Source organism: Mesorhizobium sp. M1342, from assembly GCF_040317955.1.
Lineage (GTDB): Bacteria > Pseudomonadota > Alphaproteobacteria > Rhizobiales > Rhizobiaceae > Mesorhizobium.
Genome location: NZ_JAMYLI010000010.1, coordinates 1 through 26641, shown reverse-complemented (window position 1 = coordinate 26641; position 26641 = coordinate 1). Strand labels below are relative to the sequence as shown.

Annotated in this window: 25 protein-coding genes; 3 read left to right on the top strand and 22 right to left on the bottom strand. The window is 63.0% G+C overall.

Going from position 1 to position 26641, the window contains the following annotated elements:
* Positions 1 to 88 precede the first annotated feature (88 nt).
* The 7 genes from pldH to NKH06_RS12025 all read right to left on the bottom strand — a co-directional run bounded on the left by pldH (position 89) and on the right by NKH06_RS12025 (position 7586).
* The gene (gene pldH / locus NKH06_RS12055; RefSeq protein WP_352721711.1) at positions 89 to 835 is read right to left on the bottom strand and encodes a pyridoxal 4-dehydrogenase, SDR-type; all 747 of its coding nucleotides are present in this window, start codon (positions 833 to 835) and stop codon (positions 89 to 91) included.
* Positions 836 to 873: 38 nt separating this feature from the next.
* Positions 874 to 2052: a pyridoxamine--pyruvate transaminase gene (ppaT, locus tag NKH06_RS12050; protein WP_352893140.1), complete on the bottom strand. Its 1179-nt coding sequence runs from the start codon at positions 2050 to 2052 to the stop codon at positions 874 to 876.
* Positions 2053 to 2078: 26 nt separating this feature from the next.
* Positions 2079 to 2885: a 4-pyridoxolactonase gene (gene pldA / locus NKH06_RS12045; RefSeq protein WP_292338109.1), complete on the bottom strand. Its 807-nt coding sequence runs from the start codon at positions 2883 to 2885 to the stop codon at positions 2079 to 2081.
* A 47-nt stretch (positions 2886 to 2932) separates the two neighbouring features.
* Complete coding sequence (locus NKH06_RS12040; protein WP_128305800.1) at positions 2933 to 3868, bottom strand: putative B6 ABC transporter permease subunit 1; 936 nt, start codon at positions 3866 to 3868, stop codon at positions 2933 to 2935.
* 3 nt (positions 3869 to 3871) lie between these two features.
* Positions 3872 to 4969, bottom strand: a complete 1098-nt coding sequence (locus NKH06_RS12035) for a putative B6 ABC transporter permease subunit 2 (RefSeq protein ID WP_023809927.1) — start codon at positions 4967 to 4969, stop codon at positions 3872 to 3874.
* Positions 4966 to 6534 carry a putative B6 ABC transporter ATP-binding protein gene (locus tag NKH06_RS12030; RefSeq protein WP_352893138.1) on the bottom strand — a complete coding sequence of 523 codons (1569 nt, stop codon included), beginning with the start codon at positions 6532 to 6534 and terminating at the stop codon, positions 4966 to 4968. The genes NKH06_RS12035 and NKH06_RS12030 overlap by 4 nt, the downstream gene beginning before the upstream one ends.
* Before the next feature lie 77 nt (positions 6535 to 6611).
* Positions 6612 to 7586 carry a putative B6 ABC transporter substrate-binding protein gene (locus tag NKH06_RS12025; RefSeq protein ID WP_502914460.1) on the bottom strand — a complete coding sequence of 325 codons (975 nt, stop codon included), beginning with the start codon at positions 7584 to 7586 and terminating at the stop codon, positions 6612 to 6614.
* Between the two features lie 153 nt (positions 7587 to 7739).
* Here NKH06_RS12025 and NKH06_RS12020 point away from each other — a divergent pair, with 153 nt between their 5' ends.
* A complete protein-coding gene (locus NKH06_RS12020; protein ID WP_352893136.1) occupies positions 7740 to 8165 on the top strand; it encodes a hypothetical protein in 426 nt (141 codons plus the stop codon).
* A gap of 38 nt (positions 8166 to 8203) precedes the next feature.
* On the opposite strand, the gene NKH06_RS12015 is transcribed toward NKH06_RS12020, so the two are convergent.
* The 9 genes from NKH06_RS12015 to NKH06_RS11975 all read right to left on the bottom strand — a co-directional run bounded on the left by NKH06_RS12015 (position 8204) and on the right by NKH06_RS11975 (position 17293).
* The gene (locus tag NKH06_RS12015; RefSeq protein ID WP_352893134.1) at positions 8204 to 9214 is read right to left on the bottom strand and encodes an ABC transporter substrate-binding protein; all 1011 of its coding nucleotides are present in this window, start codon (positions 9212 to 9214) and stop codon (positions 8204 to 8206) included.
* A gap of 39 nt (positions 9215 to 9253) precedes the next feature.
* Positions 9254 to 10069 carry an ABC transporter permease gene (locus NKH06_RS12010; RefSeq protein ID WP_352440318.1) on the bottom strand — a complete coding sequence of 272 codons (816 nt, stop codon included), beginning with the start codon at positions 10067 to 10069 and terminating at the stop codon, positions 9254 to 9256.
* Entirely contained in the window at positions 10066 to 10896 is an 831-nt protein-coding gene (locus NKH06_RS12005; protein WP_352440317.1) for an ABC transporter ATP-binding protein, read from the bottom strand. Before NKH06_RS12005 ends, NKH06_RS12010 begins: the two co-directional genes overlap by 4 nt.
* 130 nt (positions 10897 to 11026) lie before the next feature.
* A complete protein-coding gene (fhmpcd1, locus tag NKH06_RS12000) occupies positions 11027 to 11956 on the bottom strand; it encodes a 5-formyl-3-hydroxy-2-methylpyridine 4-carboxylate 5-dehydrogenase (RefSeq protein WP_352440316.1) in 930 nt (309 codons plus the stop codon).
* On the bottom strand, positions 11956 to 12576 hold the full coding sequence (locus NKH06_RS11995; protein WP_023809935.1) for a glutathione S-transferase family protein: 621 nt from the start codon (positions 12574 to 12576) through the stop codon (positions 11956 to 11958). Before NKH06_RS11995 ends, fhmpcd1 begins: the two co-directional genes overlap by 1 nt.
* Positions 12577 to 12602: 26 nt before the next feature.
* Positions 12603 to 13010 carry a RidA family protein gene (locus NKH06_RS11990; RefSeq protein ID WP_023809936.1) on the bottom strand — a complete coding sequence of 136 codons (408 nt, stop codon included), beginning with the start codon at positions 13008 to 13010 and terminating at the stop codon, positions 12603 to 12605.
* A 9-nt stretch (positions 13011 to 13019) separates the two neighbouring features.
* Positions 13020 to 14177, bottom strand: coding sequence for an LVIVD repeat-containing protein (locus NKH06_RS11985; protein WP_050592656.1), 1158 nt, complete (start codon positions 14175 to 14177; stop codon positions 13020 to 13022).
* 45 nt (positions 14178 to 14222) lie between these two features.
* Positions 14223 to 15374: a cupin domain-containing protein gene (locus tag NKH06_RS11980; protein WP_024505127.1), complete on the bottom strand. Its 1152-nt coding sequence runs from the start codon at positions 15372 to 15374 to the stop codon at positions 14223 to 14225.
* A 290-nt stretch (positions 15375 to 15664) separates the two neighbouring features.
* Positions 15665 to 17293 (bottom strand): GMC family oxidoreductase, encoded by a 1629-nt coding sequence (locus tag NKH06_RS11975; protein WP_352440315.1) that lies wholly within the window; start codon positions 17291 to 17293, stop codon positions 15665 to 15667.
* Between the two features lie 204 nt (positions 17294 to 17497).
* Here NKH06_RS11975 and NKH06_RS11970 point away from each other — a divergent pair, with 204 nt between their 5' ends.
* Positions 17498 to 18175, top strand: coding sequence for a FadR/GntR family transcriptional regulator (locus NKH06_RS11970; RefSeq protein ID WP_023809939.1), 678 nt, complete (start codon positions 17498 to 17500; stop codon positions 18173 to 18175).
* A gap of 42 nt (positions 18176 to 18217) precedes the next feature.
* Complete coding sequence (locus tag NKH06_RS11965; RefSeq protein WP_352440314.1) at positions 18218 to 19765, top strand: GMC family oxidoreductase; 1548 nt, start codon at positions 18218 to 18220, stop codon at positions 19763 to 19765.
* A 58-nt stretch (positions 19766 to 19823) separates the two neighbouring features.
* Here NKH06_RS11965 and NKH06_RS11960 read toward each other — a convergent pair whose 3' ends face one another.
* The 6 genes from NKH06_RS11960 to NKH06_RS11935 form a co-directional block, all read right to left on the bottom strand.
* A complete protein-coding gene (locus NKH06_RS11960; RefSeq protein ID WP_128305808.1) occupies positions 19824 to 20576 on the bottom strand; it encodes a GGDEF domain-containing protein in 753 nt (250 codons plus the stop codon).
* Between the two features lie 228 nt (positions 20577 to 20804).
* Positions 20805 to 21509: a thermonuclease family protein gene (locus tag NKH06_RS11955; RefSeq protein ID WP_352440313.1), complete on the bottom strand. Its 705-nt coding sequence runs from the start codon at positions 21507 to 21509 to the stop codon at positions 20805 to 20807.
* 33 nt (positions 21510 to 21542) lie between these two features.
* Entirely contained in the window at positions 21543 to 22742 is a 1200-nt protein-coding gene (locus tag NKH06_RS11950) for a type 1 periplasmic-binding domain-containing protein (protein ID WP_502897074.1), read from the bottom strand.
* A gap of 92 nt (positions 22743 to 22834) precedes the next feature.
* Entirely contained in the window at positions 22835 to 23608 is a 774-nt protein-coding gene (locus NKH06_RS11945; RefSeq protein WP_128305813.1) for a lytic transglycosylase domain-containing protein, read from the bottom strand.
* Between the two features lie 31 nt (positions 23609 to 23639).
* Positions 23640 to 24011, bottom strand: coding sequence for a hypothetical protein (locus NKH06_RS11940; protein WP_023809946.1), 372 nt, complete (start codon positions 24009 to 24011; stop codon positions 23640 to 23642).
* A 60-nt stretch (positions 24012 to 24071) separates the two neighbouring features.
* A partial coding sequence (locus tag NKH06_RS11935; protein WP_352440311.1) for a cadherin-like domain-containing protein occupies positions 24072 to 26641 on the bottom strand: 2570 nt, incomplete at its 5' end.

Here is a 26641-nt window from a genome sequence, read left to right as displayed (position 1 = left end):
TCCCTTTGATTGGCCGCGCTCATCCGCTGTTGCGACCCAAAATGCAGGTCGCCCAGAAGGGTCGTAGCGTTTTTGGGATGCGCTCTGGCTAGTGGCGCACCATCCCGGCGTCGACATTGAGCGTCTGGCCGGTGATCCAGCGCGCATCGTCGGAGGCCAGGAACGAAACCACGTCGGCGATATGTTCCGGCTGCCCTTTGCCTTTCATTGCCTGAAGCATCTCGACGAAGCCGAACGCCTCGTTGTGCGGGCTCGCCTTGACGCCGTCGCTCTCGATGAGGCCGGGCGTCACCGCATTGGCGGTGATGTTGTATTTGCCAAGCTCGGTGGCGAGCGCCCTGGTGAAGCCGATGACGCCACCCTTGGCCGCGACATAGGCCGCCATGTTCGGCGTGCCGGCAAAGAAGGTGTTGGATGCGATGCTGATTACCCGTCCGGCCTTCCCCGCCGCACGCATCTGGTCCGTACCGGCACGGCTGACGATAAAAGTGCCGGTCAAATTGACGTCGATGATCTTGCGCCAATGGTCGAGATCGACATCGTCCCAGGCGACGAACGGCACGATGCTGGCATTGTTGACCAGGATGTCGATGCCCCCGGTCAGGGTCTGGATTTCGGCGAAGAGTGCCTTGACGGATGCCGGATCGGAAATGTCGGCGGCGATCGCCCTCGCCTTTCCGCCTATCGCCGCGGCCGCCGCCCCGGCGCCTTCGGCATTGATGTCGCTGACGATGACGGTTGCCCCATCGGCGGCAAGCCGCGCGGCGATCGCCTTGCCGATACCCTGCGCGGCGCCCGTAACCAGGGCCGTCTTTCCCGCAAGCCGTTCAGTCATGAAAATGCTCCCTCAATTCGTGATCTGGTGATGTCTGTTCAAGCGTCGGCGTCGATCACGGCCAGCGCCGCGTCGATGCCCTTGCCGATCGCCAGTTTCTGGCCGGCCGCGTTCATGGCGCCGCCAAGTGCCGTCAGCGCCGCGATCGCGTAGATCGGCTGGGCGGTCGGACCCATATGGCCGATGCGTGTCAGCTTCCCCAATGTTTCGCCGCGGCCCGATGAGAAGACGACGCCGTAACGGGCGCGCACGGCTTGGCGAAGCGCTTTCTCGTCGACACCTTCGGGCGTGCGGACAGCGGTCGTGGTCGGCGACGCGATGCTGTCGCTGGCAGCCCAGATCGACAGACCCATCGCGGCAACGCCGGCGCGCATGGCCTTGGCGGTGAGTGCATGGCGCCCCCACACAGCCTCCGGTCCCTCATTGAGATAGAGGTCGAGCGCGACATCGAGCCCGTTGATCTCCGAGACCGACGGCGTGAACGGAAACGGCTTGTCCCGCGACCACGCATGCTCCCAGTCGACGATGCTGAGCATCGACGCGCGCGGCGCCAGGGGATTGGCCTTCATCTTGGCCCAGGCCCGCTCGCTGACACCCATCATCGTGAGGCCGGGAGGCGCGCCCAGGCATTTGTTCGGGCCGGTGACATAGATATCGGCCTTGCAATCCTCCGGATGCGTCTTCATGCCGCCAAAGGACGAGACGGCATCGACGATGAGGTAACCGCCATGGGCTGAGACCAGCGCGCCGATGGCGTCGACGGGATTGATGGTGCCGGACGGCGTGTCGTGGTGGCAGACGGAAACGACGGTGATCTCCGGATGCGCCTTCAGCATTGCCTCGACCTCCTGCGGATCGATCGCCTCGTTATAGGGCACCTCGATCTCGAGCAGATGTGGCGAATAGCGCTTCGCCCAATAGCCGAACCCCTTGCCGTAAACGCCTGAGGCAAGGTTGAGCACGACATCGTCCGGCGTGATCAGCGAGGCCGCGGCGGCCTCCAGGCCAAGCACGGGCTCGCCATGCAGGATGACCGGCTTGTTCGACAGCCGCATCGCCTTTTGCGCCTTGTCGACCACACCCTCGTAGAAGAGCTGGAACGCCGGGTCGTAGTCGTAGAGCACCGTGCGCCCGAGGCCGCGCAGCACTTCGGCATAGGCGTTCACCGGCCCCGCGGTCAGGGTGATGACCGGATCGGCATGTTCGAGATAACGCATCGTCTTGGTCTCCGGATTGGCGGGGGTCAGCCGTAGAATTGCGTGCCGGTCCTGTAGGTCTTGAAGTTGTCCATGTCGTGCGAGTACATCAACTCGGCGCCATGGTCCTCGGCGAGTTTCTTCACCTTGCGCATCGAATTGACGCCCGCCACCGGATCGATGTGGAAGGCCGCCTGGCACAGCGTTTCAAGGCTCTTCTGCGTATAGGCCGCGTCGATGGTGAACATGATCGGCTTGCGCTTGGGGAACTCTACCAGCAGGCTGTAATGGCCGATCGAATGACCGGGCGTCGAGATCAGCCGGACACCCCTGGCAAGCTCGACGTCGCCATCGACGCCTTCAAAGGTCGAGTTCGCCCGTGTCGTTCCCGCAAGCAGTTGTCCGGTCGCGCCACGCGCTTCGGCAGCCTCCGCCGAAAAGCTCAGGTCGGAATAGCCGAGATGCTCGAAAGGCTGCGGATTGCAGGCCTGCGGCACCTCGGTCCGATGACAGATCTTCTTGGCATGCGGAAAATACTTGTTGCCGCCGCAATGATCGAAGTGGAAATGCGAGTTGACGACGACGTCGATGTCCTTCGGCTCAAGGCCGAGCAGCGCCAGGGCGCCTGGGATGGTCTGGTGCTTTTCCTGGATCGGCTTTTCGAACGGCAGCACCTTCATCACGTGGTCGTAGTCGTAGCCGGTGTCGATGAGGAACCGACCCTCGGCATGCTCGATCAGGATCGAATAGACGGGGAAGCGCACTTCACCGCCAGGGCCGCGATTCCAGAACACATGATAGCCGTCGAGAACGAGCGAGCCGCCGTCGAGCAGGTAGACCTTGGTATCCGACATTCTTGCCTCCTTTATTGGCGCGGGTCCCGTCCGCGCATGAATTGTGCTCAGCGCGCGCCGCGCTCGTATGGAATGCCGAGCGCCGCCGGCAGGCTGGCGCGCCGGCCGAACAGAACCAGCATGATCATCACCGCCAGGAACGGCAGCATCTGGATGATGTCGGTCGGTATGTTGATGCCGGCCACCTGCATGGCCGTCGTCAGCGACAGGCAGACGCCGAACAGCAACGCGCCGAACAGCACCCAGATCGGGCGACCGCGCGCCAGCATGGCCAGCACGATGCCGAGGAAGCCCGCGCCATTGGTGATGAACGGAATGAACAGCCCAGCCCCGACATTGGCGAGATAGGCGCCGCCGAGCCCAGCCAGCGCTCCGGTCGTCAACACGGCGATGGTGCGGGTCCGCACGACATCGATGCCGGCGACATCGAGCGCGGCCGGCTTGTCGCCTGCCGCCTGCAAATTGAGGCCGAGTTGCGTGCGCCGATAGAGGTAGCTCATGCCGAAAACCAGCGCGACCGCCAGATAGACGATCAGATGATGCTTGAAGAATGCAGGCCCGATGACCGGGATGTCCGAAAGCAGCGGAATGACGGTCGCATCCGCCGCGGGCAGGCGCGGGTAGCTGCGTGAGAACTGGAAATGGTGGAGCAGTGCCGTCAGGCCCTCTAGCCCCAAGGTCAGCGCGATGCCGATGACGATCTGGTTCAGCCCGATGCGCACGCAAAGCAGCGCCATGACAAGCGCCACCGCAGCACCCCCGACGGCACCGGTGAGAAAGCCCAGCCACAGCGACCCGGAATAGAAAGCGCCGACAAAGCCGAGATAGGCGCCGGCCAGCATCATGCCTTCGATGCCGATATTGAGCACCCCCGCCTTCTCGGAGATCTGCTCGCCGAGCCCGGCAAGCAGCAGCGGGATCGCCGCGGTGACGGCGCCGAAAAGGAGCGCGCTGAGAAAGACTTCGCTGAACAGCCCGGTCATGCCCTAGGCCCTCCGCGACTGGTTGTATCTGTGATCGAAATATTCGGCGAGCGCGAGCACGATCAGCACGATGGAAACCAGCACCAGCGTGAAATGATTGGGAACGCCAAGCCGGCGCGCCGCGCTCTCACCGCCGATCGAAAGCACCGAAAGCAGGAACACGAAGCCTATCGCAGCAAAGCCGTTCATGCGGGCGAGAAACACGGCGGGTATCACGGCAAGCCCATAGGCGGGATTCCAGTCGGCGCGGACATTGCCCTGGACGCCGATGATGTCGACGGCACCGGCAAGTCCGGCAAGCCCGGCCGAAATGGCAAAGACGGCAACCGTCAGGCCGGGGACGCCAAGCCCTGAGTGAACCGCCGCCCGTGGATTGGCGCCGACGATCCTCAGCTTCAGCCCGAACGCCGTGCGTGTCATCACCAGATGCACGATGACGATCGCCGCCAGCCCAAGCAGCAGGCCACTGGTGATGGTCGTTTCGAACAGGCGCGGCAGCCGGCCCTCCACCGGCAGCGTGCGCGTCTGCGGCACGGTCGTTCCCGGATCGCGAAATGCCAGCTTGACCAGCACATTGGCGAGCGAAGTGCCGAGGAACGTCATCATCAGCGTGGTGATGATCTCGTTGACGCCCTGATAGGCACGCAGCAGGGCCGGCACCAGCGACCAGATCATCGCCACCACCATGGCGACGAGGAACGAGCAGAACAGCGCCAGCCAGGCTGGCATGATCTGCACGAACACGGGAGCGCTGGCAGCCGCCGTCACCGCGCCAAGCAGGAACTGGCCGTCGCCGCCGAGATTCCACATGCCGGCGCGAAAGGCCACGATCAGGCCGGCGGCAAGAAACAGCAGCGGCGCCATGCGCGTCAGCGTCTGCTGGATGCCGAGCGGCGAGAACAGTCCTTTCTCCAGCACGAAGCCATAGTAGGCGAGCGGGTCGACGCCGACGGCAAGCAGGATACAGCCGGCTATGACGAGAGCGATGAGGATCGGACCGAGCGTCATCAGCAGCCGGTGCAGGATGTCGCGGCGCGTCGTTGCCCCGCTCGTGGCGTCGAGTGCGGTAGCACTGACAGTGGGTGCGGTGTCGATGCTCATGCGGCAAGTCCGATCATCAGGCGACCGACCTTGGTGCGGGCGTCGTCGGCATTCTCGACGGTGCCGACCAAAGCTCCGTCGGCGATGACGGCGATGCGATCGCACATGCCAAGCAATTCCTCGAGGTCGGTGGAGATCAGCAGCACCGCAAGGCCACGCGCCGCCGTGTCGCGGATGCGCTGGCGCGACGCCAAAGTGTTGGCGAGATCGAGCCCATAGGTCGGCTTGTTGAAGATCACCACCTTGGCGCCCTCAGCCAGTTCTCGCGCCAGAAGCACCTTCTGGATGTTGCCGCCGGACAGCCGCGCGACAGGCGTCTTCAGGCTCGGCGTACGCACATCATATTCGCGCACGAGCTGGGCGGCGCGCTTGTCGATCTCCGCGCGTTGCTCGACGCCGTTGCGCCAGAACGGAGCCGCGCCGACCTGCTTGAGAAAGAAGTTGATCGAGACCGGGAAGGTTCCGACAGTGCCCTCGCCCAGCCTGTCGTCGGTCAGGTAGCGAAGGCCGCGCCGGCGGCGCTCGCCGACGCTCAGCGTCTCGATGGCGGCGCCGTCCAGCCGCACCGAGCCGCTGGTGGCTGTACGCTGGCCGGCCAGTGCTTCCGCCAGCTGCTTCTGGCCGTTGCCGTCGATGCCCGCTATGCCCAGGATCTCGCCCGGGCGGATGGCGAAGGAGATCGACGACAGGCCCGGAGCATTGTCCGTCGCCGCGACCGCCAGAGCCGTCACCTGAAGCAGCGGGGCTGCTCCGGCGCGGGCCGTGCGGACAGGACGCTCGACGGCTTCCGGGTCATCCTTCTGCTTGCCGAACATCAATTCCACGATCTCCGAGACGATCTCCTGTTCGCCCAGCGCGTGAAACCGCTCGGGCGGGATCTCGCCGACCTTGCGGCCGAGCTTCAGCACCGAGATGCGGTCACCGAAGGCAGCCGCCTCATTGAGCTTGTGGGTGATGAAGACGATCGCCAGACCTTGCTCGACGAGGCGGCGCATCAGCGCGCCCAGTTCGTCGATGCCTTTCGGCGTCAGCATGGAGGTGGACTCGTCAAGGATGAGCAGCCGGCTGTTGCGCAGCATCGCGCGCAGGATCTCGACCTGCTGCTGCTCGCCGAGCGACAACTCCGATACCTTGGCTTGAAGCTTGACGGTGATGCCGAGCGTGCCGGTGATCTCGGCGACGCGCGCCGCCAGTTCCTCGGTCCTGGGGCGCTGCCACCACGGCCCGCCAAGCAGAAGGTTCTCCGCCACCGTCAGCGTCGGCACCAGCATCATGTGCTGGAATACGGTGCCGATGCCGAGTGCCAGCGCATGGCGCGGCGAGGTGATCGGCGTCGGTTTGCCGTCGACCAGTATGCGGCCTTCGTCCGGCTGCTGCAGGCCGGACAACATGCCGATCAATGTCGATTTTCCAGCGCCGTTCTCGCCCAGCAGCACATGCACTTCGCCCGGGCGGATCGACAGGTCGACGCTGTCATTGGCAACGATGCCGGGGAACCGTTTGGTCACGCCTTCAAGCGCGACGATGTCGCGCCCGGCAACGGACGATGAAGAAAAACCGCTCATGAAAGCCCAGCACCAAAAAACGGGAATCGTCCGGAGGGGTGAACGGATCACCCCTCCGGCAGCCGACCGTGATCGCCTTACTGGGCGACGCTGGTCATCAGTGCCCTGACGGCGGCCGCGTCATAGACCGGCTCGACCTTGATCTTGCCGGAAATGACATCTTCGCGCAGCGCCTGGATTTCCGTCCAGACATTGTCCGGGATCGCAGCGGTTTTCAGCAGCTTGATCGAGTCGTCCTTGAGGCCGATCGTATAGTGTTTGGTGCCGAACGTGTCGGCCTTCAGGTCGGCAATCATTGCCGCATAGACCGGCTCGATGTTCCACACCACCGACGACAGCAGGAAGCCCTTGTCGATCGGTGACTTGTCGCCGATGACGTCGATGAAATAGACCTTGCCGCCATCGGCTGCCTTGGTCGTCTCGACCGCCTGCAGCATGCCGAAGCTCGAACCGTTGCCTTGGCCGAAGATGATGTCGGCACCCGATGCGATCACGCTTTCGGTGACGCGCTTGCCGCCGGCCGCGTCGCTGTAGGCAGCCGGGCCGATCACCGCATAGGTGATCTTGACGTCAGGGTTCTCCGCCTTCACGCCTTGTGCGAACGCCGCCGACTGCGAATTCCACGATGGCGGTTCGCCCGAGACGACGATGCCGACCGACTTGGAACGCGACACCTTGGCGGCGAGACGGCCGGCGAGATAGGCACCCTCGTGGCCGCTCAGCGTGTAGTCGGCGACAAGGCCCTTCTCCAGGCCGGCTGGCGTGTCGACGATCGCCACGGGAACTTTCAATTCCTTGGCGATTTCGGGCGCCGAGGTGTTGTAGCCGCTGGCATGCGCGATCAGCAGGCTGGCGCCGTCGGAGGCGAGTTCCCGCAAGGTCGGACGAACGTCGCCATAGCCGAGACCCTGGGCCACGACCACTTCGACACCCGCGGCTTTGCCCGCCGCCTTGGCAGCGTCGATGCCTTGCTGGTTCCAGCCATAGTCCGTGCCTTCTTCGGGCGTCAGGATGGCGATCGACTTGACCTCGCCGGCAAACGCGCCGCTCATCAAGACACCGCTCAATATAACTGCACTTACACTGCTCTTGAGAATCTTTAACATGTTACCCTCTCTGTTTGATTTACCAATCAACATTCTTATTGTTATTGCGCAAAAGCGAGATAGACTGCCTGTGAAATTTATATATGGAGCTCAGGCAAAGTGAAGATCCGTTATGTCCTTCCGGTGATGCTGGCGTTGTCGTCCTTCGCCAACGCGGTTGAGTTGCACCATGTCACCGTCCGCACCGGCACTGACGGGCTCGACATGGTTCCGTTGACGATTTCGAATGCGGGCAGCGAAGGCCTCTCCTGCAACGCCGACTTCGCCCACTGGTATTCAGCCGGGATCGCAACGATCGAGCCAGGCAAGAGCGCTCGCGTCGAGCTCTGGTTCGATGCGAAGACCGGCACGTTCACGATCCTCAACGACAAGCGCGAGAACCTGCCCGTCGAGCGGCTGTGGTGCGGTCTGGCGAGCCGGGCATATGCCACCCGCGTGCAGGTCACGCTCGACCGCGCCGATGCGGCGAAAGGCGAGCGTGATGTGTCCTGCGCCATCGCGCAGGACAGCCTGGTCTGCCGGTAGGCGCTCATCGATCTTTCCGTACGAACACCGCGCGCCCCTTATTCTTTTGCCAGGAATGCGTCGGTGAAGACGTCGTCCGCCGATAGAGCCGCCTTGAGCACGCCCTGGTCCGTCAGCGTCTTCAGGGTCTCCTCCCACTGCGTCTTCGTCATCCAGCCGAGACCGTGTTCCTTGGTGTCGGGGCTGCTGAACGTCGATGCGATGTCGGCGTTGATCTGCGCCAGCAGCACGTCCTTCTTGTCCGCATAGCCGGGCGCTGCCTTGGCCGTGATCTCGGCGGCCTCTTCCGGATGAGCCACGACATAGTCGAAGGCCTCCCTGTACGCCTTGACGAAGCGGCGCACGACGTCCGGCTTGTCCTTGATCATCGCCTGCGAGGTGAACAGGCCCGAGCCATAGGCTTTCCACCCATGGTCCGCCCCCATCATGATGCTGAGCGAGCCGGGGCCTCCGGCCTTCGCCTCCAGCTCGGGAACCTCCGCGTCGATATAGCCGATGACCGTCTGAACCCGGCCCAGCAGCAGATAGCTTTCATAGGGAGGCGAGACGCTGTTCAGCGTCATGTCCTTTTCGGTCAGGCCATTGGCGGCCAGGAAGCCCTTGAAGAAGATGTAGGTGGAGCCAGCCGGATGAATGCCGATGGTCAGTCCCTTGAGGTCGGACGGCTTGGTGAGCTTCAGCGTCTTGGCCAGCGAAATGATCCCCAGCGGCGAGTGCTGATTGACGGCCGCCAGCGCCACGACCGGGACATTCTGCGACCGTGCGACGGCAAGCGTGGGAAGATCGCCGAAGCCGAAATCCGCGTTCTCATTGCCCACCAGCCGCATCGCGTCCGGCGAGCCGGACCCCTTGCGGATCTCGGCCACATCGATGTCGTTCTTGGCGAAGAAGCCTTTTTCCTTGCCGACGAAAAACATGGCGTGATTGCCGCGCACCACCCAGTCGAGCTGAACGTTGACCTTGTCCGCCGCCAGAGCAGCGTTGGAAAAACCGAGTGCTGCAACAAACGCCGCGAAGGTAGCGGCCTTGATAAGTGAGCGTCTCAGCATTTTTTGTTCCCTTTTATGAATTTGGTTGATCGAGCGGACCTAGGACTGGCTGAATTTCGGCGCCCACGGCACCACGATGCGTTCGAGGATTTCGGCGGCGTAGTAGAAGGCGATGCCAAGCACGGAAACGAGCAGCAGCGCTGCGAAGACCAGCGCCGTGTCGAGCTGGGTCGAAGCGAACTGGATGACGTAGCCGAGACCGTCCGACGCCCCGGCGAACTCACCGACGATGGCGCCGATCACGCTCAACGTGGCGGCGATCTTGGTTCCGGCCATCAGGTTCGGCAGCGAATGCGGAACACGGATCCTGAACAGGATCTGCGTCGGGCTGGCTCCGACGGAATTCATCAGCGACAGCAGCGAGCGGTCGACCGATTGCATGCCCGCCAGCATCGACAGTGTCACCGGGAAGAAGGCGATGACCAGGATGAGGCCGATCTTGGGCGCCAGCCCATAGCCGAACCAGAGGATGAAGATCGGCGCGAGCGCGACTTTCGGCACGTTCTGGAACAGCACCACCAGTGGATACAGCGCGCGTCCCAGCCAGCCGAAGCGCACGATGACCAGCGCAATGGCAATGCCGACCACGACCGAGACCAGGAAGCCGAACAGGATCTCGCCCGCGGTCACCAGCGTCGCTTGCATCAGCGTGCCCCATTGCGCCACCAGCGACTTCGCGATCTCGGACGGGGCGGGAATGATGAAGGCGGATATGGCAAAGATCCGCACGGCGGCTTCCCACGCCACGATCGTCACCAGCAGCAGGATGACCGCCGGTAGCCAACTGCCGGTCGCCGCACTCCAGCTGGAGGCGAGGCGCGGCTCGGGAAGGTCCGTGATGGGTTGGTCGCTCAAGACGCGCCTCCCGGCTGATGGCTGGAGCGCAGCATGGTTCGCAACTGGACCACCAGCCTGACGAACTCCGGATCTTCGCTGACCGACAGGTCGCGTGGATAAGGCAGCGCAATGTCGAGGCTCTCGGTGATCCGCCCGGGCTTGATCCCCAGCACGTGCACATGGCGCGACAGATGGATGGCCTCGTCGATGGAATGGGTGACGAGCACGATCGTCTTGCCGGTACGCTGCCAGATTTCCAGCAGCGACTGCCCCATCGAATCGCGGGTGATGGCGTCGAGCGCGCCGAACGGTTCGTCCATCAGCAGCACCGCCGGATCGAGCGCCAGGGCCCGTGCGATGGCGACCCGTTGCCGCATGCCGCCCGACAGTTCGTTTGGGCGCTTGTGGGCGCTGTCGCCCAGCCCAACCAGCTCCAGCATCTCCTGCCCGCGCGCCCGCAATTCCGAGCGCGACAGCGACTTGTCGGCGATGCCGAGCAGCATCGAGGCATTGTCGACGGCGTTCTTCCACGGCAGCAGGTTGGCGTCCTGGAAGACGAGGCCGATCATGCGCCTGCGCGCCGCCTCGACCGGTGCGAGCCCGGCGATCGCAACGCTGCCCTGGGTCGGCTTCACCAGCCCGGCCAGCACCTTGAGCAAGGTGCTCTTGCCGCAACCGGAAGGGCCGATAAGGGAGACAAACGACCCCTTCGGCACCGAGAGATCGATGTTGCTGAGGATCAGCTGCCGGGCGATGACCACCGAAACGCCCTTGGCGGAGATCAGATTGTCATGGCGGATATGGGCCGGCCTGTCACCGGCGGCTCGAATGGTTTCAATGCGCATGGCTTGTCGCCCCGCGCGCTTTCGTCGGCCGCAGCCACGCCGTCTTGATGGCGAAGGCACCCTTCACACAAACAGCCGACCGGTGGAACTCCTCGAACCGGCCTGCCCTCTGCGCACCGTTTGACATTAGCTACTCCCGGCCTTCCAGGATGCGCCGCACCGCGACGAGCTTGCGCGCCCGTTCGCCTTGCAGCGCCTTTGTCTGCTCGGGCGTGTAGGCAAACATGCCCTCGCCCGACTTGATGCCGAACTTCAACGCAGCCGTCTTCTCCAGCACCATCGGCGCGACATCGTCGCGGTTGGAGAGATCGGCATTCAGGAAGGATGAGACGGATTTGTAGATATCCAGCCCCGCCATATCGAGCAGCGCCATCGGACCGATGACGGCGATCTTGTAGCCGATGCCCCAGGATACGCAGGTGTCGAGGTCTTCCGGCTCGATGACGCCGCGCTCGACAAGATCAACCGCCTCGCGCAGCAGCGCATAGAGCACGCGGTTCTCGACGAAGCCTGGAACATCCTTCTTCACCACCACCGGCAGCAGGCCGATCGAGCGAATGAGGTCGCGGATCGTGGCCACGGTTTCAGGTGCGGTCTTTTCGCCGCCGATCACTTCGATCATCGGAATGATGTGCGGCGGGTTCGACCAGTGCATGCCGACCATCCGCTCGGGATGCGAAATATGCGCCTGCAGCTTGGTGATCGGGATGCCCGACGTGTCGGAAGCGACGATGACCGACGGGCCGATCAGCGGATCGATGTCACGATAGGTCTGCGCCTTGATGTCGATATTCTCGGGCACGTTCTCGATCACCAGTTCGGCGCCATCGACGGCCTCGGCGATCGTCTCGACGAATCGCACGCTGCCGGCGCCTGTCCCGGGCGCCTTGATGTCGAGACGATCGAGCACGCCGCCGGCGAGATCGAGCATGCCGCGGGCACGCTCGACCGACGCCTGTGAAACATCATACGCCGTGACATCGAGGCCGCCGCGCGAAAGCCGCGCGGCGATGCCTGGACCCATCGTTCCCAATCCGATGAGAGCGGCGCGCCTGATCATTATGCGGCCTTTGCGGGAGCAGCAGTGGTTGCCGCCTTGAAGGCCGGCCGGGCGGCGATCGCGGCCACCCAACGCTCCAGATCGGGCATCGACGGCCGGTCGATCTTGAAGTCGACGCAGCGCTTCAGGATCGGCGCGCAGGCGATGTCGGCAAGGGTCAGCTTGTCCAGCGCCAGGAAGTCCTTGCCGGCCAGGTGGCCATCGACGATCTTGAGTTGCGCGACAAGGTCCTTCACCTGTTCCTTGTATTCGGCGGTCTGTTCCTCGGGTGTGAGCTTGGCGCCCTTGAAGGCCGCCAGGTAGCCGGGATTGACCGCCGCCAGCAGGAAATCCATCCAGCGCTCGACCTCGGTCTTTTCCGCCGGCGTGGCGCCATTCAACTGTTCGCCACCGAATGCCGCGAGATAGCGCAGGATGGTGTTGGACTCCCAGATCACGGTGTCACCGTCGACCAGCGTCGGCACCTTGGAGGTCGGGTTGAGCGCCTTGTATTCCGCCGTCTGGGTGTTCTCGAACTGGCGGCCATAGTCCTCGCGCTTGTAGGATGCCCCAAGCTCTTCGAGCATGAAGAGCACCTTCTGGACGTTGCCTGATGTCTGGCGGCCTAACAGCTTGTACATGTCGTCTCCTCGATTGTGTCCAATGCCTACTTGCTCGCTGGGAGCGGCTTGTAGACGATCGCGTCCATTTCGATCTTGGTGTTGATGACGGCCTTTGCCTCGACGGTCGTGCGCGCCAGCACGGCATCGCCGATCCCTTCGAGGAACGCCTTGTTGTAGCGGCCGAAATCGCGCGTATCCTCGAGATAGGTGGTGATCCGCACGACATCCGACAGCGTCGCGCCCTCATGCGCGATGACGCGCGCGATGGTCTTCAGCGTGGCCAGCGTCTCTTCCTCGATCGTGCCGCTGATCATGTTGTTGTTGTCGTCCTTCGGCACCTGGCCCGAGACGAAGATGAAGTCGCCGGCACGCACCGCCGGATGAAACGGCAGGTTCGGGTTCTTGTTGCCGATGGCGTAATGGCTGGCGGATTTTCGCGTGCTGTCGCTCAATGCCTGCTCCTAGAGAACACTGGTTTCGATGATGTCGACGCCACGGATGCGATCGATCAGGTAGACGATGCCGCGGTCGTCGATGGTCACGTCGTTGGACGAGGAACGCTCCGCCCCCTCGGGCGCGTCGGGCACGAAATGGCCGACCTCCTTTGGCGCGAACGGGTCGGCGATGTCGACGAGGCGCAGCCCCTGCGCGAACCATGCAAACGGAATGATCGTGCCCTTGAACCGTTCGGAAGGCTGATGGCAGCCGGTCATCTGCGGCTGCGGTGAACCATCCGGGTCGAGGCCCGGCACCTGGAAGGTCGAGATCGGCAACGGGTTGGTCTCGTCGGTGATGTCGTAGATCCACGTGAAGGCCGGCGGTGATGGCCGAAGCTTGGCGACGTCCTCGTCCGCCACCACCATGATGTTGCGGCCCTTGAGCGGCTGTGGAATCGGCAGGCAGGTGTGGGTGGGATGCGGAAAGCTCGGGCTCGAATTGACGTGCGAGACCAGCTTCGGCTTGGTGATGTCCGAAATGTCGAGGATGAACAGGCCGTGATGCCAGTAGCTGACATACAGCCGGTCGCCCATGCGCAAAGGATGGTGGCAACGCGGCGTGACATAGTCGTGCCAGGGGTATTCCTCGCCGCCACCGGTCCACTGGCCGGGTATCCACCAGCGTCCGACCTCGACCGGCTTTGTGGGATCGATCAGGTCGAGGATCATCACGATGTTGCCGACATAACCGTCGGCGGTCGGCGAGATGTAGACGTAACGGCCGTCGAAGTCGTAGCGGTGGACGCCCTTGCCGCCGGTTATCCATTTCGAGATGAGCTTGGGCTGTGCCGGCTTGGTTGTGTCGTAGAGTGCCAACCCGCCGCCGAAATCGGCCGGGCCGGCATCGCCAAAGCGCTCGTGGTTGATGATCATCAGCCCGTCCTTGGCGCGCACCTTGTGCGAGTGCCAGCCGGGCGGAACATCGATCGTGGCTATCTTGCGCGGATTGCGCGGGTCGGAAATGTCGACCAGCGTCGTACCGCTCGGCGGCCGCATGTGGCCGATATAGAGGATGTTGCCGTCGACCCAGACCTGGCCGCCGCCTGGGCAGTCGACATGGCCGATCTGCTTGGTGTTGAACGCCGAAACCAAATGCATACGCCCTTGCTGCTGAAACGTCATTTCAATGTCCCCGCCGCCAATGGCGGCGGGGCAGTAGGATGGGAACTAGACGAGACGGAGCAGATCGCCGGCCTGGTTGCGGCCCCAGCGCTTGTAGAGGAGCAGCGCCTTCTGCGTCGGCGCATCGGTGGCGCCGAAGAAGATCACCGGCTCGCTCGACGAGCCGTTGACATGCTCGACCCAGGAACCCCCGGGTATGGCGATGGTGTCGAATTGGTTCCAGTCGTAACGCTTGCCGTCGATGATCGAATGGCCGTTGCCACGGAACGGCGCCAAGAGCAGGCTGGCGGTCTCGCGCTGCGGCAAGGTCTTCTCGCCGGGGCGCAGCATCTGCACGTAGAAATTGATGGTGTGGAAGACGGGTCCGCCGGTCGTCGGATCGACATAGTCGATGACGATGCCTTCATGAGGGTCGCCGTCCCAATCCTTGTGGGCATCGAGGACCGCTTCCATCTTCTCCCAGCGGTAGACATACATCGGCGACGACAGGCCGCCGCCGCGCTTGTGATCGACGAAACGCGGCATCAGGCCGCCCTCGCCATAGATGCGCTGTGAGTAGTCGCTCGGATAGCGGGCGGTCTGCACCTTCTTCTCGACTTCCTTGCCATCGACCATCTCGGTGTATTTGTGGTCGAAATGGACGGCATGCAGCGTTTCGACCAGCGGCAGGTCGAGCACCGACAGGTTGACCGCCTGCTCACCGCCGACGGTGCCATGATTGTGCCAGGCGTCGTTGGGCGTCAGCACCATGTCGCCCGGGCCGAAGACCACGTCTTCGCCCTCGACGCCGGTGAAGTTGCCCTTGCCGGTCAGGCCGAAGCGGATGGCGCTCGGCGAGTGCTTGTGCGGCGGCATGATCTCGTCGGGATCGTTCAGGCGATAGGCAGTGTACATGGTGCTGACCGAGGCACGCTTGGGCGCAAGGCCGGGATTGACCAGGATCAGCGAACGGCGCTCGCTGTCGTCCATGGTCACCAGTTCGGCGGCGCGCTGCAGCAGCGGCTCGATGTCCGAATAGGACCACACGAAGGGAACGGCCTTCGACGTCGCCATCAGCTGCTTGATCTCGTCATGGTCGACGCCTTCCGACGTCGCCCAGAACGGAAACATGTTCTTAGCGTAGAGGGCGTCATAGAGGCCCTTGAGTGCTGCCTTCTTGTTGGTGAGCACATCGTTAGCTGGTTGCGCCAGGGACATATCGGACACCTCTCATCGCGAAGAAAATACTTCTAACCAACTCAACCGTATTCGCATTGGTTTTGCTCGACAATACCCAAATTGCGAATTTTATAAGTTTTTGGTTGGGGTGCATTTTTGAGAGGCAAATGCCCAGAAATAGGCAGAAATAGCCTAGAAATGCACGAAATACAGCTCGCAATCAGGGCGTGAAACCACTTCGTCACGGCCATGCGGATGCACATGACCGTCCAACCAACGCAGTTTTTCAGTGTCAACCAAAAGACTTTGGTTGTATTCCGGCCGTCTTATCAGGCCGCCACGCTCTGTTGAGCGCGGCTGCGGATCAGATCCGCGGCCTTTTCAGCGATCATGATGACCGCCGCATTGATGTTGCCGCAGACGAGATCCGGCATCACCGAGGCGTCCACGACACGAAGTCCGGCAACGCCGCGCACCCGCAATTCCGGATCGACCACCGACCCCGCATCGACACCCATACGGCACGTGCCGGCCGGATGATGCACGGTGATCGACGTCTTGCGGATATGCTCGTCGATCTCTTCGTCGCTCTCACATTTCGGGCCGGGGAAGAATTCCGCGCCAACGAACGGGGCCATGGACGGCTGGCTGGCAAGGTTGCGCGCAACACGAAAGCCGGCGCGAAGCGACTGCCAGTCGCGCTGCGAGGACAGGAAGTTCTGATGGATCAGCGGAGCGGCGACCGGATCGCTCGACGCCAGCTTGACGCTGCCACGGCTCTCCGGCTGCACGGCGACGATACGGGTCGCAAAGCCGTCGGCGAACGGTGCCTTGAATGGCGACATGTAAGGCCATGCCCCAAGCGGTGCGGCGGTGAACAGCAATTGCACGTCCGGCAACGGCCGGCTTGCGTCGCTTTTCAGGAATGCCACGACGCCGCCAGGCACATCTCCCGAAAAGCCCTTTCCGGTGAGATAGGTCTTGACGAAATCCAGCCCGATACGATCGGCCCGCATCATCTTGAGAAACGGTCCCGGCTGTTTGCGCCGATACATCAGGATGACCGAAACATGGTCCTGCAAATTCTTGCCGACCTGCGCACGATCAACCTTGGTCTCGATGCCATGCGCCGCGAGCTCGCCGCTGTCGCCTATGCCTGACAGCATCATCAGCTGCGGCGTGTTGATGACGCCGCCGGCAAGCAGAACTTCGCGCCGCGCCAGAACTTCATGGCTCGCTCCGCCTCTGGTATAGGCAACGCCGGTTGCGCGCCCATTCTTCAGCAGGATCTTCGTCGCCATCGCGCCGGTCAGCACCTTGACATTGCGGCGGCGCATGGCGGGCCGCAGATAGGCGGTCGCGGTCGAGCAGCGCCGGCCGTTGGCAATTGTCATCTGCAGCCGGCCGAAGCCTTCCTGTATGGCGCCGTTATAGTCGTCGGTCTGCGGATATCCGGCATCACGGCTGGCCGTGGCGAAGGCATCGATCAGTTCGTCCTTGTAGCGGCAGAACTGGGTGTTCAGCGGTCCGCTGCCGCCGCGATACCGGCTTTCGCCCGCCTCCCAGCGCTCCTGCTTCTTGAAGTAGGGCAGCACCTTGTCGAACGACCAGTCCGTCAGGCCGCTTGCCGCCCAGCGATCGTAGTCGCCGCGATTGCCGCGCACATAAGCCATGGCGTTGGTGGAGGAAGAGCCGCCGATGACCTTGCCGCGCGCGCATTCGACCTTGCGCCCGCCGACATTGGCCTCGGGCTCGCAGAAATACATCCAGTCGTGGCGGCGTTCGGTCAGGATCTTGCCCCAGCCGAGCGGGATGTGGATCATCGGATCGCGGTCCCAATCCCCCGCCTCCAGCAGAAGCACCGACACGGCAGGGTCTTCGCTCAGCCGGTTCGCCAGCACGCAGCCGGCCGATCCCGCACCGACAATGACGTAGTCAAAGGTTTCGTCAGCCGGCATGCGTGATCCTCGGGAGAAAGACGGTCCGCCGCGATGGCAACCGTCGACATGGGCAGTCAACCATTGCGCAACTGGTGTTGTCAACCATTGCGTGCAGTTGTAGATTGGTTGAATTGGTTGAGTGCCGTCGAACAGGTTTTCGTGTCACAATATGATGTCGGGACGTTGAGTCGGCGGTCTGCCGATCGGACAGGAGATTTGGTTTTGAGCGCATTCGAGCCGCAGGTCGGACCATCGGATCTCGACGACATCATCGCCGCGGTCCGCCAGTTGCAGCAGGGCGGCGGCAAGCTTCCGTCCGAGCGCGATCTTGCGGAACATCTGAGCGTCAAGCGCCATCAGCTTCGCAAGGCGCTTGAAGTGCTGCGCCTTTCGGGCGACCTCAAGCCGGCGCGCGCCAGGCGGGCGCCGACTGCCCTTCCGAGATATGGCGAGGAACTGGTCAGGGTAACCAATCCGATCGAGGTCCTGGAATTGCGCCTGATCATGGAGCCGGGCCTTGCCCGACTGGCGTCGCTGCGCGCCTCCTCTTTCGAGACGGCGCGGATCCTCGACGCGGCAACCACGCCTGAGAACGCCCCGTCGGGTGAGGTCGACTTCGCTTTCCATCTCGCGATCGTCGCCGCGGCCCGCAACCACCTTGCCGCGGAATTCTACAAGATGCTGCGCCAGGTCGGTGTCGATGCGCGGGTGAAGGTTGCGCGCACCGCGGCACCCACCTGCCCCAAGCGGATCGCCCACCGCGACGGCGAGCATCGCCTGATCGCCGAAGCGATCTCGCAGCGCGATCCCGAAGCGGCAGAGACCGCAATGCGCGCGCACCTTTTGTCCGTGCAGAGACAGATCATGGAACGGTCGAACGCCGGCGCCTTTGCCGCGTGATCGTATCACCTCTGACATCGAGCCTGTGCGGGGAATTTCAAATTGAAACGTCATTTCGACGTGCTGGTGACCGGCGCGGGATCCGCAGGCTCGGTTGTTGCCAGCCGGCTCAGTGAAGACCGGTCGTGCCAGGTCGGCCTCATCGAGGCCGGGGCGATGCCGGCCGATCCCGACATCGCCGATCCGCTGAAATGGACGATGCTCCAGGGCCGCGCCTATGACTGGAGCTACCAGACCGTGCCCCAGCCCTTCACTGCCGACCGCGTCCATGAATGGCCGCGCGGCAGGATAGTCGGCGGCTCGAGCTGCCTGCATGCAATGGCCTATGTGCGCGGCCATCCCGATGATTTCGAACCTTGGGCACAAGCCGGTGGCGAGCGCTGGTCCTATCGGGGGTTGTTGCCGGGCTTCATCCGCAGCGAAGCCTTCACCGCCTTCGATGCGCCGACACGCGGCAAGAGCGGCCCGCTGGACGTCTATCTGCCGGACGCCGAGGTCAGTCCGGTCGTGCGTGCCTACATCGCCGCCGGGCGATCCCTGGGCGCTCCCGCCCTGAGCGACCACAACGGCGGCGAACTGGTCGGCACCAGTCCCAATTCACTCAATATACGTGACGGCAAGCGCCTGAGCGTCGCCGACGCCTATCTGCCGCCGCGGGTCATGGCGCGGCCGAACCTGACCTTGCTCGCCGGCCACGAGGTCGAGCATCTGGTGCTGGACGGCCACAAGATCACGGGCGTGAGCGTGGTGTGCGGGGGTGAGACCGGAACACTCTCCGCCGACCGGATCGTTCTTTGCGCCGGCGCCGTATCCACGCCGCTCATCCTCATGCGGTCGGGCATTGGCTGTCCCGATACGCTGAAGCAGGCTGATATACGCTGCCTAGCCGATCGGGGCGATGTGGGCCGCAACCTGCAGGATCATCTGCTGGCTCTCGGAAATGTCTACAGCACGAAAAAGCCGGTGCCGCCCTCCCGCCTGCAGCACTCCGAATCGCTGATGTATCTGCACAGCGACGATCCGACCCGCTCTACGGGAAGTCCCGATATCGTGCTCGCCTGCGTCGTCGCCCCGTCCGCGGCCGAGGGCCTGAAGACCCCGCCCTATGGCTCCGCCTTTACCATCCTGTGCGGCGTCACCCATCCGACAAGCCGAGGGCGCATCACACCAAGCGGGCCGGGCCGCAACGATGCGCCGGTCATCGACCCACATTATCTCGAAACCGAACACGACCGCGCGACATTCAGGATGGCGTTGAAGCGGGCGCGCATGGTCGGCCATCATGCGGCTCTGGACGAATGGCGCGATATGGAGATCCTGCCAGGCGCCCCGGTTCAGTCCGATGCCGAACTCGATGCTTTCATTGCCAGGGCTGCTTCCACCCATCACCATCCGGCCGGCACGTGCCGGATGGGTCGTGACACTGAGGCCGTCGTCGATCCTGACTTGCGGCTGAACGGCTTCGACAATGCCTTTGTCGTCGACGCCTCGGTGATGCCGGCGATCCCGAGCGGACCGATCAATGCCGCGATCGTCGCCGTAGCCGAAACCTGGGCGGCGTCTTCACGGGCTACCCCGTCGTCAGCGTAACCGCGGCCGCGTCCGACAATTCCCCTGGGTTCCGAATGGCTCTGGTTCCCGGCGAATGTCAGCTATGGAGATGCGTCAGTTCAAACGCGGCTCCGTCCTGGACGCCGGCCATGCGCTGCTCGGCGGACCGGAACATGTCCGCGAACTCCACCTGGTTTTCGAACACCACGCCGCCGACCTTGACGGTCAGGGCATCCTCGGTCCCCTTTGGCGCGAAATAGACTTGCGCGATGCGCGCCTCGATACGCTGGCCGATTTCCCTGGCTTCTGCTTCGGTCGCGCCGGCGAGGAAAACCCCGAACATCGACGTCCCCATGCGTCCAACCAGGTCTTCCGCGCGCACCGACGATTGTATGGTCGAGGCTATGAGCCGCAAGGCTTGATCGCCCCATTCAAGACCAAAGCGCAGGTTGATGGACCGCAGATGCTCCGAATGGATAACCAGGAAGGCGCCCGATTTAGGCCCCGGCACCGACGGCCTTGCCGTTCTTTTTTCGACCATTGACGTGAAGACCGCTCCGTTCAGGCAGCCGGTCGTGGTGTCGAAGGTTGCCGACTTGTCGAGTTCCCGGCGATAGCGACGAAGCTCGATCTGTTTCAATCCAACGAACAGAAAAAGCGGAACACCAAGGACAACAGGCAACAGGATTGCCGTGATCATGCTGCGCCCAAATGGCGTCAGCGCCTCGGAGAACAGGAGCAGATAATTGAGGCCGACGGAAACGCCCAGGATTGCAGTGGTTCCCAGAAAGGTCAACAAAGCGACGCCTTTCCATGCCTGGTCGGTGGTGCTCGCCATAGTCTTTGTCACTGGCCGATCTCCTGTGGATGGGCTGGTATAGGGCCGGTGTGTTGCAATTTCAGTTTCAAGGAACCTTGCAATTTAATCGATTGCGCGATGACCCCATCAAGGCTGCGGACGAAATCGGCTTGCTCCCAATGCATGACCTCGGCTTTGGGAAAAGGACATGCAGAAAAACAAAGATCTAAGCTGCGCCCGTGGCGGTTAACAAACAAAACATCAGGGTTGAATGGCAGGCTATTGTGCCGGGCCGAATATGCCCATCTCAGCCTTTCTGGCTGTCGCCTCCGCCTTGCCGTAGATGCCGCTCGGCAGCGCCGTGGCCCAGCCGTTGGAGACAAGCCAGGCGCCAACATCCTGCTTGCCCAGCCTGCACGGTGCGGCGACGGCAAAACGCTCGACGTCCGGAGGTACGAAACAGTGCAGCCCGCGTCCCCTCAGCCAGGAATTGAAAACGGCGCGTGCGCGCAGGCCGCAAGGCCAGGTGACGTCATGAAACGAGCAGGAGCTGTCGAGATCGATGCCTCGCACTCCGCTGATGACCACCTTGCGGCCCATGGATTCGAACATCGCCGACGATGTGGCAACCGGGCGGTAGAGCAAGACCTCCCGCCAATCCCCAGGCATTGGCGTTTTCGGGGGCACGGCGAGACCGAGCTCGCTGAGTGGCGGACGGGGCTCGGTCCGTTCGATCTCAGCGGGATCAAGCCGTGGCGGAGCGATCAGGTCTTGAGCAACCTTGCGCGCCGGCTCCAGGCGTTGTGCGCCGGCTACCGGGGCAACCGGCCGGATAGGCTGCGTATCGTCAACATCCCGCGACGGGGCACGGACAGGCCGATCGACCGAAAGCAACGCCCCACCTTGAATGATCAGCAGTATCCCGGCCAGAAGCAGCAGGCTGCCGAGCCCGATCGCCTGACCGCTGCGGCCCAGCCTGCCCATCAGCGCGAACAGCTTCTCAAGGCTTCTCGCCGGTCAGAAACCCGACGTCGATTTTGCAACCAGCTTGAGCGCACCTTTTTCAATCCGATAGAACGGCATCGAGCGTTCGCTGGATCCGTCGGCCCGAAACCGGAACAGGCCGGTCGACCCGCGAAAGCCGTTTGGATTCTCGAGAACCTTTTTGCTGAAGCCATCAGGCCCGATCGCGCTGGCAATCCCTGCCGTCAGGGCAACCATGTCATAGGCATAGGCCACATTGACGTCAGCGGGATAGTTGTATGCCGTCCTGAATCGGTCGGCGATCGGCCCGGTTTCACTTGGATCGAGCGTGGCGATAAACGCCCCCTCGAAGAGCGGATCCATGGGGTGCTCCAGCCAACGGTTCGTTCCGACGACGGAGATGGTCTTTCCCGGAATGCCCTTCGATTTGAGGGCGGCAAGGACAGGCGACGGACTGCCATTGCCGCTGGCGACAATGACGGCGTCGGGGGCGTCCACGAGTGAGCCCATTTCGTCGACCGCCTTCGCGGCGCCGTCGCCGGCGGAATATCGGAGAGTGACCGCGAGCGCCGCGCCGTAGATGCTGAGGCTGTTTGCGACCCGCTTCTCCATGGCGCCGGCGTTTGGGCCATCCGCGACAAGCAGTACGAACTTCTTGCTGCCTTTCGCGGCTAGTCCCGCGGCGCCCGCGGCGGCGCTGTCCGCTTCGCCAAGGAGCACGGCATAAACCCCGGCGCCACCGGCGAAATTATCGGCGAGCGCCAGGACCGGTGGCCGCTTCGATCCAGACAGCGTGGCAATATGCTGGGCTGCCGTCAGTTCGGTCGGGCCGATCACGACCTTCGAGCCCGTCGTTATGGCCGTTATCGCCATTTTGCTGGCCAGTGCGCTGTCGCCTTTGGTGTCTTCTACCGTCAGCGTAAGCAATCCATTGCCAATATCCGTCATCGCCAGCTTGGCCGCATCCAGCATTTTCCTGCCGTTTTCGCCCGCTGTTCCGGAGCCGGACAACGGCAGCAGCATCGTGACTTTGGTCGAACCGGTGCCCAGCGACTGGGTCGCCTGGACGGGGCCGGCACCGGCGGCGCCATTCTGCCCGGCAGGCGCGGCAATCGCCGCCGGATCGAGCACTTCGGACACGCCGCCTTTCGACTGGCAGCCCGATAAGATCGCGGCGAGCGCCAAGGCGATTGCCCATGTCCGCGGACAGTGGACCTGTCGGCCAGCTTCCATGAATGCTCCACCCCTATGTGCCGCCGGATATTGTTCCCGGTCTGGTCTCCAACGCATGTTACGGCGGACTTGCAGTGCCGTCTGTAGTTCTTTTAGCCGCCGAAAAGCCTGCCTCTGAGCGTCCTGATCTGCCTTGCTTGCCCGGCACTTCGATAGTCGGCGCATTTCATGTATCGCGGCCCGGGCACGAACAGGCGGCGCACGCAAACGCCCTTTGCCCCCTTCCCCGGCCAGAATTGGGCAGCGGCTCCACCCTCACCGCCTGAAAAGGCGGAAAAGCCGAACGTCGCCACCGGCAACGGCCCGGTCACTTCAATCCCCTCCCTTGCCAGGATTGCCCGCGCACGCTGGCAGTAGCGGACCGAAAGGGCCGAGAACCGGCTTTCATTGTGCCCGGCGCGATACTTCATGACGGTGGTGCACAGATCGCCCCCGGCCAGCCTGTTGGCCTGTGCAAGATATCTGACTCCCAGCGCGATGTTGGTCGCCGGCGCGCTCAGATCGTCCAGAGAACCTCGAAAGCCGAGCATCCTGGCCGTCGCCGGCATCACCTGCATCAGGCCGACTTCGCCGTCGGCGCCTTGCACGCCGGGATCGAAGCCGCTTTCGATCTCCATCACCGCATGCGCCAGCAGCGGCTCCAGGCCATGGATCGATGCCTGGCAGCTGGCAAATGCCTTGAATGTCTGCCGGGTCCACTCCGTGGCCGGATCACAGCGCACTGCCTGCTTCAGGCCGGACGAAAGCTGTTGTTTCACGGATGGTCGTTCCAGCCAGTTGGCACTGGCCGGCGTGACCGTTTGGACAAAGCCAAGCAACACGATCGCGCCCGCGACCGCCTTCAGGAAGGATCCGTCGGCTGTCATGATGGCCAACAGGCGTGGTTCGCCTAGCCGGTCAGTGCATGTACTCGACCATGCGATCGTGAAAACACTCGCATTTGTTGAGGGTGTCTTCGTCCTTGTAGTTCGTCTTGAGGTAGCCGTAAGCCATGCCGCAGGCGACCTTGGCTTCCGATGCCCAGACGAAGACGGGACGCGACGAGTTGATCCACTCCGAACTGTTGGCGGCGGCGACCGACTCGTCCATCAGCTTCACCACTTGCTGCTTCAGATCGACGATGTTGTCGTTCAGCACCAGGTTGGACGTCCCCACGACACGGCAATAATCGCCGGTCGGGCCATCGATGATGTCGGCGGCATACCCCGTCGACCCGACTGCCAGCAACAGCGTCGCAGCGGAAACCAGCAGTCTTGCAGAACGTTTCATGTTGAGCTCCCCTAGATATTAGCGATGTATAACATAGTCGCGTGGCCGTGCGCCATGGCGTTAAACCACGTTTGCAGTCGTCGTATGCTGGGTTACGCCATCGTCGTAGAGCAGCGTGATGGTGTTGGCAGCGGGCAGGTTCGTCAGCGTTGCCACGTCAATGAAATTGGCTCCGCCGGTTGTCCCATTCGCATCTACGCTGAGCGTGCCCGTCCCCGCATCGTAGTTCACGAAGTCACCGATATTAGCCCCTCCGGGTGCTGTGTCGAACAGCCCGGTCAGGTCGATCTTGTCGCCCTCGCCGCCATTGAAGTCAGTGATGAGATCCTTGATGTCGAGATGATCGAGCTTGAACGTGTCGGCGCCAGTGCCTCCGGTAAGCGTGTCTTGGCCCGCGCCACCGATGAGCAGGTCGTTGCCAGCACCTCCATCGAGCGTGTCGTTGCCAGCACCACCGTCAAGGAAGTCGTTGCCACCTCGCCCAATGATGATGTCATTGCCGCCATTGCCGTTAAGATGGTCGATGCCGGACGTTCCATAGATCTGGTCGGCCAGTGTGGCATCGCCATTCACCGTGATCCCGGGGTCGCCTGGATCATGCGAGAAGAAAGAGAAGCTCACTTTGCGCGCCTGGAAATTGCCGCCATCATTGTCGAAATAAGACAGGGTCCAGTTGTCGCCGACTGACGGCGGATGCGTGATCAGGTAGCTGGCAAGCGTTGTGGAGGTGGCATTGCCGCTGCCGTCCAGAAGGTAAATGTGGTCGTAGTCGACGGTCGCCTTCATCAAACCTGTGGTCGGATCGTAGAACCAGCTCTGCTCGAAAGTCCCAGGGCTGGTGTCATCTTCGACGATCGCGAAGCGATCCGAGCCAATTCTGATTTCGACTTGCACTTCCTGCTCACGATGCGAGCCCGCGCTGCTGTCTCCGTAGACACCCGGATTCCGTTCGCCCAAGGGAATAGGCGTGATGAAAGGCGACTCCTGGAAGTCGGTATAGACCACTACCGTCGAGTTGTGTGGATCAGCCAGGATTGCGCTGACCGTCGCTTGCGACAGGGAGAGCGTTGTGATCTGATCGTTGCCCGACGTAAGCGGACTGTTGCCATTGCCAATCTGCGACGTGTCGCTCGGCAGGCTAGTCGGCGGCACTTCGTGGATGCCGACCGTCTGCGCTATGTGAGTATGACCGTCATATACATCCAGCGACAGGTTGTTGTTGACCGTGTCAGTTTGCGATGCTGTTGGCCGATAAACCAGGTCGTCCAGCAAATCGATACCGCCGGACGGATTGTAGAGCACCGTGCCGGCTGTTAGGGCGACATAGGTCACGCCGTTGAAATAGAATGTGCCGGTGGGGATCGTTCCCGTGGCGGTGACAATGAGGTTATCCCCGTCCGCATCCGTCGGAATGGAAACCAGCAACGGATACCCATTCGGATAGCTAGGCGTGCTCAAGGTCTGCTGCGCCGGGTCGCTCGACATCCAGTTCTGGGTGTTCGCGACAACGGGTGCGTCATTGATGTCCGCCAGGTTGATGGTCAGCGTCGTCGTCGACAGGTCGCCGTCGCCGTCCTTGATGGTGTAGACGAACACGTCCGTGGTGTTGGCGCTGATGCTGTGGGTCGTCGACTGGTAGGTATAGGAGCCGTCGGCGTTGAGGTGCAAGGTGCCGTGCAGGCCGGCAATGTCGGTGTTAACACCGGTCGTCACCGCCGTCGTCGTATTGCCGCCCGCTGCCCGCACGCCGTCGATGGTTGCACCGTCGGCGCCGGCAACGTCATTGACCAGCACGCCCGCCGCCGCCGTCACGGTCAGCAGAGCGCCTTCGTTTACATTGCCAGTGTCGGCATGTGCCGTCGGAATGTCGTCGGTGACGTCGATGGTGATGGTGTTGGTGATCGTGTTGCCGTTGGCGTCGGTCGCCTGGTAGGTGAAGGTCTCGACATTGTTGACGGTGTTGGTGCCGTTGTTGGCATCGGCGCCGTCGACCGGCGTGGTCAGCGTGTAGCTGTAGGTGCCGTTGGCGTTGAAGGTCAGCGTGCCGTGCGTGCCGGTGCCGCTGCCCACCAGGGCGTAGGTGTAGGGGCCGGTGCCGCCCGACACATTGTCGACGACCGTTCCGGCGATGGTCTCGGCGGTGCTCGACGGGTTGCTGCCGATCGGCAGCGCCGCCTCGTTGACCGTCAGGTCGTCATTGGAGGCGGCAAGGCCGCTATCCGACAGGTTGATGGTCAAGGTCGTCGTCGACAGGTCGCCGTCGCCGTCCATGATGGTGTAGACGAAGGTCTCCGTCGCGCCGGCCGGCGGGACCACGTTGGGCAGGCCGTCATAGCTGTAGCTGCCGTTGGCGTTCAGTGTCAGCGTGCCGTAAGTGCCGGGAATGCCGGCGCCAAGCCCGCCGCTCACAGGAACCGCGGTGTTGCTCCCGGCGGCCACGCCGACAACCCCGCCGCCCGCCGCCGCGCCGTCGGCGCCGAACACGTCGTCCGTGCCGTCCGTCAGCACGTTGCCGCTCACGATGCCGCCCTCGACAACGCTGTTGGTGTCGGCATGTGCCGTCGGAATGTCGTCGGTGACGTCGATGGTGATGGTGTTGGTGATCGTGTTGCCGTTGGCGTCGGTCGCCT